Origin of the sequence: Actinotalea ferrariae CF5-4, assembly GCF_000603945.1 — a bacterium.
Classification (GTDB): Bacteria; Actinomycetota; Actinomycetes; order Actinomycetales; family Cellulomonadaceae; genus Actinotalea; species Actinotalea ferrariae.
Window position 1 is genome coordinate 1 of record NZ_AXCW01000218.1, and the last position, 7,053, is coordinate 7,053.

Below are 7,053 nucleotides of genomic sequence, written 5' to 3' on the forward strand. Positions count from 1 at the left end.
ACGGTGGTCTGCTCCGCGTGGACCTGCGTCACCCCGGCGGTCAGCAGACCCGCGGACAGGGCGACGACGGCGACCGGGCGCCGACCGAGGTGGGCCAGCAGCGGTCGGGCGCCGACGACGGTGCCGGCCACGGGGTGCCGGCCGGGCCGAGCCTCGCCGGGGCGGCGGGACGGCGCACCGGGGCGGGTGGTCGTGGGCCGGGCGGCGGCCCGCGTGGCCGTCGTCATCGAGGCGGTCCCCGCCCCGGTGGTGCTCGCGGCGACCTCGGGAGCGTCGGCGGTGGTGCCGAGGACGTCCGGGACGTGGACCGGCAGCACGAGGGAGGCGATGAACGGCGGTCGGCACGCGCCGGCGACCTCGGCCGCCGTCGAGCGGGCGACCAGGTCGTCACCCAGGTCGTCGCCCAGGGTGAGGGCACGCTCCCGCAGCCGGAGCTCGCGTCGTGTGAGGGGCCGGTCGGCCACCGTGGGCGTCGGCACTGCTGCGACGGTCGGCCCTGCGGACCCGGTCGGCAGCGCCGGCGCCGCCTCGTCGGGGCGCGGGTCCTGGCCCGTCGTGCCGGGGTCGACGGCGAGGTCGATCGCCGCCATCCGCAGCTCGCGGCGCGTCAGCGCGCGGGCGGGCGGCTCCGGCGGGGTCCCGGCGCTGGGGGAGGGGGAAGGGCTCGTCGACGGGGCAGGGGTCGCGTCGGCGGCCTGCGTCCGGAGGGCGCGCCGCGTGAGCAGCGCTCCGTCCTGCTGGGTCATGCGTCGTGTCCTTGCGTCGTCCGGGCGGGGGCCGAGCCGGCGTGGACCGGACCGGGGGCGGTCGACCTGGGGTGCCCTCGTCTACCTGTCGGTCACCCTCACCCGAACCTGAACGGATCTGTGAGCCGTGTCCACAACTCCCACACACCAAGCGCGCCAGCGGCGTGCCAGCAGTGGTTCAGGTGGTGCGCGATGTGGCGTGCGCCACCCTCGGCCATCTGTCACGGTGCCGTCCCGGCTGGTCAGAGCCGAAAGTGACCGTTCCGTGACCTTCGTGCCCCACCGCGGCGGCGCACGTGGTGGCACAGAGCGGTGGCGGCGCCGCGCCGGGGGCGGCGGCATCCGACACGCCGGGAGACGACCGAGGGGGCCCGGTCCAGGACCGGGCCCCCTCGGGCCATGACTCCGACAGGAGCCGGGGTCGCCTCAGCTGCAGCCGCTGGTGCTGCCGCAGCCCTCGCAGACGTAGCACGAGCCGGCGGGGCGCATCTTGATCCCGCAGTTCATGCAGAGGGGCGCGTCGGCCGTCCGGCCCTGCTGCAGCTCGAAGAGCTCGGCGGAGGAGTGGACCGACGCGTCGACCGCCCGCACTGCGGGCGAGGCCGCGAGGACGGGGTCGGACGACACCGCGGGAGCCGCCGGCGCGGCAGCCGGAGCCGGAGCGGGCGCCACCGGCGTCTCCACGGTCGGCAGCGGTGCCGACTGCGCCGCCGGCACCTGCGCCTCCTCGTCGCCGTCGACCGGCTCGTACACGCCCGTCTCCAGCTGACGGGCCCGCTCCTGGGTGGTGTAGATCCCCAGCGACGAGCGGGTCTCGAAGGGCAGGTAGTCGAGCGCCAGGCGGCGGAACACGTAGTCGATGATCGACTGAGCCATGCGGACGTCCGGGTCGTCGGTCAGGCCGGCGGGCTCGAACCGCATGTTCGTGAACTTCTGGACGTAGGTCTCCAGCGGCACCCCGTACTGCAGTGCCACCGACACGGCGATCGAGAACGCGTCCATGACGCCGGCGAGCGTGGACCCCTGCTTGCCGAGCTTGAGGAAGAGCTCACCGAGGCCGTCGCCCGGGTAGGAGCCCGCCGTCAGGTAGCCGTCCGCGCCGCCCACCGTGAAGGAGGTGGTGACCGACGTCCGCTGGCGCGGCAGGCGCTTGCGGGTCGCCCGCGCCGGGGCTGCGCTCTCGACCACGGGCGCCTCCGCGACGGGCGCGTCGGCCTTCTTGGCCTTCGCGTCGGACAGCGGCTGGCCGACCTTGCAGTTGTCCCGGTAGATCGCGAGCGCCTTGATCCCCATCTTCCAGGCCTGGAAGTGGATCTCCTCGATCTCGTCGACCGTCGCGGTCTCGGGCAGGTTGACCGTCTTGGAGATCGCCCCGGAGATGAACGGCTGGACCGCCGCCATCATCCGCACGTGGCCCATCGGCGAGATCGCCCGCGCACCCATCGCGCAGTCGAAGACCTCGTAGTGCTCGGTCTTGAGCCCGGGGGCGTCGACGACGTGGCCGTGCTCGGCGATGTACTCGACGATCGCCTCGACCGTCTCCTCGGCGTAACCCATGCGACGGAGCGCCCGGGGGATCGTCTGGTTGACGATCTGCATCGAGCCGCCGCCGACGAGCTTCTTGAACTTGACCAGCGAGAAGTCGGGCTCCACGCCCGTCGTGTCGCAGTCCATCATGAAGCCGATGGTGCCGGTGGGGGCGAGCACCGAGGCCTGCGCGTTGCGCCAGCCCTGGGTGGTGCCGATGCGGTTGCCCTCGGCCCACACGCGGGTGGCCGCGGCGTGGATGCCGGCGTCCATCGCGTGGAGCGTGCGGACGTCGTCGTTCGCCGCGGCGTGCTTGCGCATGACGCGCTGGTGCGCCTCGGCGTTGCGGGCGTAGCCGTCGTACGGGCCCACGATGCCGGCGAGCTCGGCCGACCGCTTGTAGGCGGTCCCGGTCATGAGCGAGGTGATGGCGGCGGCGAGCGCACGACCGCCCTCGGAGTCGTAGCCGTGCCCGGTCGCCATGAGCAGCGCGCCGAGGTTGGCGTAGCCGATGCCGAGTTGGCGGAACGCCCGCGTGGTCTCGCCGATCGCCTGGGTGGGGAAGTCCGCGAAGCAGATCGAGATGTCCATCGCCGTGATGACGAGCTCGACGGCCTTCTCGAACCGCTCGACGTCGAACGTGTCGTCCTCGCGCAGGAACTTCAGCAGGTTGAGCGAGGCGAGGTTGCACGAGGAGTTGTCCAGGTGCATGTACTCCGAGCAGGGGTTCGAGGCGTTGATGCGCCCGGACTCGGGGCTCGTGTGCCAGTCGTTGATCGTGCCGTCGTACTGCAGACCGGGGTCCGCGCACTCCCACGCCGCCTCGGCGATCTTGCGGAAGAGGCCCTTGGCGTCGACCTGCTCGATGACGGAGCCGTCGCTGCGCGCCCGCAGGCCGAAGCTCGTGCCCTGCTCCACCGCCTGCATGAACTCGTCGCTCACGCGGACCGAGTTGTTCGCGTTCTGGTACTGGACCGACACGATGTCCCGGCCGCCGAGGTCCATGTCGAAGCCGGCGTCGCGCAGCGCACGGATCTTGTTCTCCTCGCGCGCCTTCGTCTCGACGAACTCCTCGATGTCGGGGTGGTCCACGTCGAGGACGACCATCTTCGCCGCCCGGCGGGTCGCGCCACCGGACTTGATGGTGCCCGCGGAGGCGTCGGCGCCGCGCATGAAGGAGATGGGGCCGCTCGCCGTGCCGCCGGAGGACAGCAGCTCCTTGGAGGACCGGATCCGGGAGAGGTTCAGGCCCGCGCCGGAACCGCCCTTGAAGATCATCCCCTCCTCGCGGTACCAGTTGAGGATCGACTCCATGGTGTCGTCGACGGCGAGGATGAAGCACGCGCTCACCTGCTGGGGCGAGGGCGTGCCGACGTTGAACCAGACCGGGCTGTTGAACGAGAAGACCTGGTTCAGGAGCATCCACGTGAGCTCGTGCTCGAAGACCTCGGCGTCCTCGTCGGTCGCGAAGTAGCCGTGGTCACGGCCGGCCTTGGTGTAGGTCAGCACCACGCGGTCGATGAGCTGCTTGAGGCTCCACTCGCGCTGCGGCGTGCCCGGAGCGCCCCGGAAGTACTTGGTCGTCACGATCGTCGTGGCGTTCATCGTCCACGACTCGGGGAACTCGACGCCCTTCTGCTCGAAGATCGTCTCGCCCGACTTCCAGTTGGTCTGGACGACGTCCCGACGCTCCCAGGCGACCTGGTCGTACGGGTGCACGCCGGGCGTGGTGAACACGCGCCCCACGGTCAGGCCCCGCTTGCGGCCCTTGGCCGAACGGCCCGTCGAGCGGCCCGTGCTCTCCGACGTCTCTGTCATGTGTTCCTCCGAGGGGCCAGGTCGCGCGTGCCGCGACGACCGTGGGCTGGTGCTGTGCGTGAGCAGCAACTTACACCGGTGCAACCACTAGATGTAGTGGCGGCATTCCTGTTCACCCCCATAAGTGGTGGTGCTTGTCCACAGGTACGCGCGTCGTCGCAGGTCGGGACTGTGGATGCCCGGGGCGGCCTGTGCACGGTCCGGTGGACGCGCCCGGCAACTCCCGGCGTGTCGCCACGGACGGGCGTGTCGCCCGGTCGCGCGCGGGGGCCGAGCCTCAGCGCGACGGCGTCCCCGGGACGGCGTCCCGGTCCGGTGGGACCGTCGGCGGCGCGAACGACGCCCGCGCCGCCGTCCGGCGGAGGGCGGCCAGGAACGGCCTGCCCAGCAGGGCGACGCCGACGACCGTCGTGACCGCCCGGCCGACGTCCCACCCCAGGGACGTCGCCGCCGTGTACAGGACGAACCGCTGGAGGTTCTCCGTGAGCGGCGCGCCCGGGACCACGGACAGGGCGGTGGCGCCACCGAGCTGGAACGGCCAGAACGTGAGGTTCATGAGCAGCCCGAACGCCAGCGCCGCCACGGCCCCGTACGCGGCGACCACCGCGACCTCGGCCCGACCGCGCAGCCGCCGGGGGAGCAGCCCCGCACCCAGGCCCACCCACGACGCGGCGAGCATCTGGAACGGGAGCCAGGGGCCGACCCCGCCGGTCAGGAGCGCGGAGGTGAGGATCGTCGTCGAGCCCAGGGCGAAGCCGAACCCCGGGCCGAGCACCCGCGCGCCGAGCACGATGACGACGAACACCAGCTCGACGCCGGCCGTGCCCGCGGACAGGGGACGGACGACCGCCCCCACGGCGGAGAGCAGCCCCAGGACGGCGACACCCTTGGCGTCCAGGGCGCCGTCGGACAGCGCCGTGAGGACGACGGCCAGGACCGCGACGACGACGAGGGCCAGCACGAGCGGGGCCTGGGTCGCGTCGGACAGGTGCGCCCCGGGCGTCACGACCAGGGGCCAGGCGAACGCGAGGAGCCCGGCGACGGACGCGACCGCCAGCGCCACGGCCGTGCGGACGGGCACCGCGACGACGCGCGGGTCGCGGGTCGTCCGTGCCGGGGCGTCGCCGTGCGCGGTGGCACGGGCCGCTGCCGCCCGTCTCATGCCGGTGCCGCTGCGCTCATGCGGTCACCGCGAGGGCCGCCGCGACGTCGGCCACGGTGAGGAGCTCGGCGGGATGCAGGATGCGGGCCACCTGGGGAGCGAAGGTGGGTGACGCGACGAGGACCTCCCGCGCGGTGCCGTCGGCCACGAACTCGCCCTCCGCGAGGAGGGCCACCCGGTCCGCGCACTCGGCGACGAACTCCACGTCGTGGCTGGAGAGCACGACGGCGCCGCCGGCCGCCGTGTGGGCGGCCAGCGCGTCGCGCAGGTGGCGCTTCGCCGCGTAGTCCAGCCCCCGGGTGGGCTCGTCCAGCAGCAGGACCTCTGGGCGGGCGGCCAGCTGCACGGCGAGGACCAGTCCGAGCCGCTGGCCCTCCGAGAGGTCGCGGGGGTGCGCGTCGGGCGGGACGGGGCCGGTGAGCCGTCCCAGCAGGGCCGCCGTCGTCCCCGCCGGCGCCCCGGCCTGCCGGTCACCGGCGGCGCACTCCGCGGCGACCGTCGGCAGGTACAGCAGCACCTGCGGCTCCTGGGGGACGAGCGCGACGCGCCGGCGCTGCTCCCGCGGTGCGAGGCGCGCGGGGTCCGCGCCGTCCGCGCCGACGGCGACGCGTCCCGCGCTCCGGGGTGCCGCTCCCTGCAGTGCCCACAGGAGGGAGGACTTCCCCGCACCGTTGCGGCCCATGAGGGCGAGCGTCTGACCCGCCGCCACGCGCAGCGAGACGTCCCGGACGGCGTGCACGCGCCCGTGCCGCACGTGGACCCCGGTCGCCTCCAGCAGCACGCGGGGGGTGATCGGGTCCGGTGCGGCGGTCGCCCTGCCGGACGGCACGACGGCAGGCCGGGTGCCCCGGGCAGGCCCGGTGACCGGTCGGCTCCCGAGCCGCTCCCGCAGCGGCGCGGCGCGGCGCCGTGCGTCGCGCACGCTCAGGGGGAGCGGCGACCAGCCGGCGAGCCGGCCGAGCTCGACGATCGGGGGAGCGACGGGGCTGTCCGCCAGCAGCGGAGCGGGGTCCCCGTGGCGCACGGTGCCGTCCGGGCCCAGCAGCACGACCCGGTCGGCGTACTGCACGACCCGCTCGAGGCGGTGCTCGGCGAGCAGCACCGTCAGCCCCAGGTCGTGCACGAGCCGCGTGAGCGCCGACAGGACCTCCTCGGCGGCAGCCGGGTCGAGGGCCGAGGTGGGCTCGTCGAGCACGAGCACCCGCGGGTGGGCGGCGAGCACCGCCCCGATCGCGACGCGCTGCTGCTCCCCGCCCGAGAGGTCGCCCAGCGGCCGGTGCCGGAGCGCCGACAGGCCCATGAGGTCGACCACCTCCTCGACCCGCTTGCGCATCACCGCCGGTGCCAGGCCGAGCTGCTCCATCCCGTAGGCGAGCTCCTCCTCGACGCTGTCGGTGACGAAGCCGTCGGCGGGGTGCTGGAGCACGACGCCGACCACGTCGGCCAGGTCGCGCGGCGGGTGGGTGCGCGTGTCACGGCCCGCGACCGTCACGGCTCCGGCGAGGAGGCCGCCGGTGAAGTGCGGCACGAGCCCGCACGCGGCCCGCAGCAGCGTCGACTTGCCCGAGCCGGTGGGGCCGACGACGAGGCACAGCTCACCCTCGCCCACCTCGAGGTCGACGTCCCGCAGGGCGGGGGCGCGGCCGCCCGGGTAGGTCACGGTGACGTCCGTGAACCGGATCATCGGGTCACCTCCGGGAGGGCCGCCGAGGCGCGACGTCGGGGCGTCGCTCCGGCGGGTGCGGCGGGTGCGGCGGGCGCGGTGGACGCACGGCCGGGGCGAGGCGCCGGCGCGAGGAC

General features: G+C 74.2%; 3 protein-coding genes and 1 pseudogene. All 4 read right to left on the reverse strand.

The features are described from left to right. Positions 1–746: pseudogene (locus tag N866_RS14780) on the reverse strand (hypothetical protein); the annotation flags it as partial. 426 nt (positions 747–1,172) lie between these two features. Continuing rightward, on the reverse strand, positions 1,173–4,091 hold the full coding sequence (locus N866_RS14785; protein ID WP_034227714.1) for a vitamin B12-dependent ribonucleotide reductase: 2,919 nt from the start codon (positions 4,089–4,091) through the stop codon (positions 1,173–1,175). A 277-nt stretch (positions 4,092–4,368) separates the two neighbouring features. Beyond that, entirely contained in the window at positions 4,369–5,253 is an 885-nt protein-coding gene (locus N866_RS14790) for an ECF transporter S component (RefSeq protein WP_081802684.1), read from the reverse strand. Positions 5,254–5,269: 16 nt separating this feature from the next. After that, positions 5,270–6,937, reverse strand: a complete 1,668-nt coding sequence (locus tag N866_RS14795) for an ABC transporter ATP-binding protein (protein WP_034227716.1) — start codon at positions 6,935–6,937, stop codon at positions 5,270–5,272. Positions 6,938–7,053: the final 116 nt, after the last annotated feature.

Coding starts and splice junctions, on each gene's coding strand:
- N866_RS14785 (WP_034227714.1), bottom strand. CDS start 4,091: ATGACAGAGACGTCGGAGAGCACGGGCCGCTCGACGGGCCGTTCGGCC.
- N866_RS14790 (WP_081802684.1), bottom strand. CDS start 5,253: ATGAGACGGGCGGCAGCGGCCCGTGCCACCGCGCACGGCGACGCCCCG.
- N866_RS14795 (WP_034227716.1), bottom strand. CDS start 6,937: ATGATCCGGTTCACGGACGTCACCGTGACCTACCCGGGCGGCCGCGCC.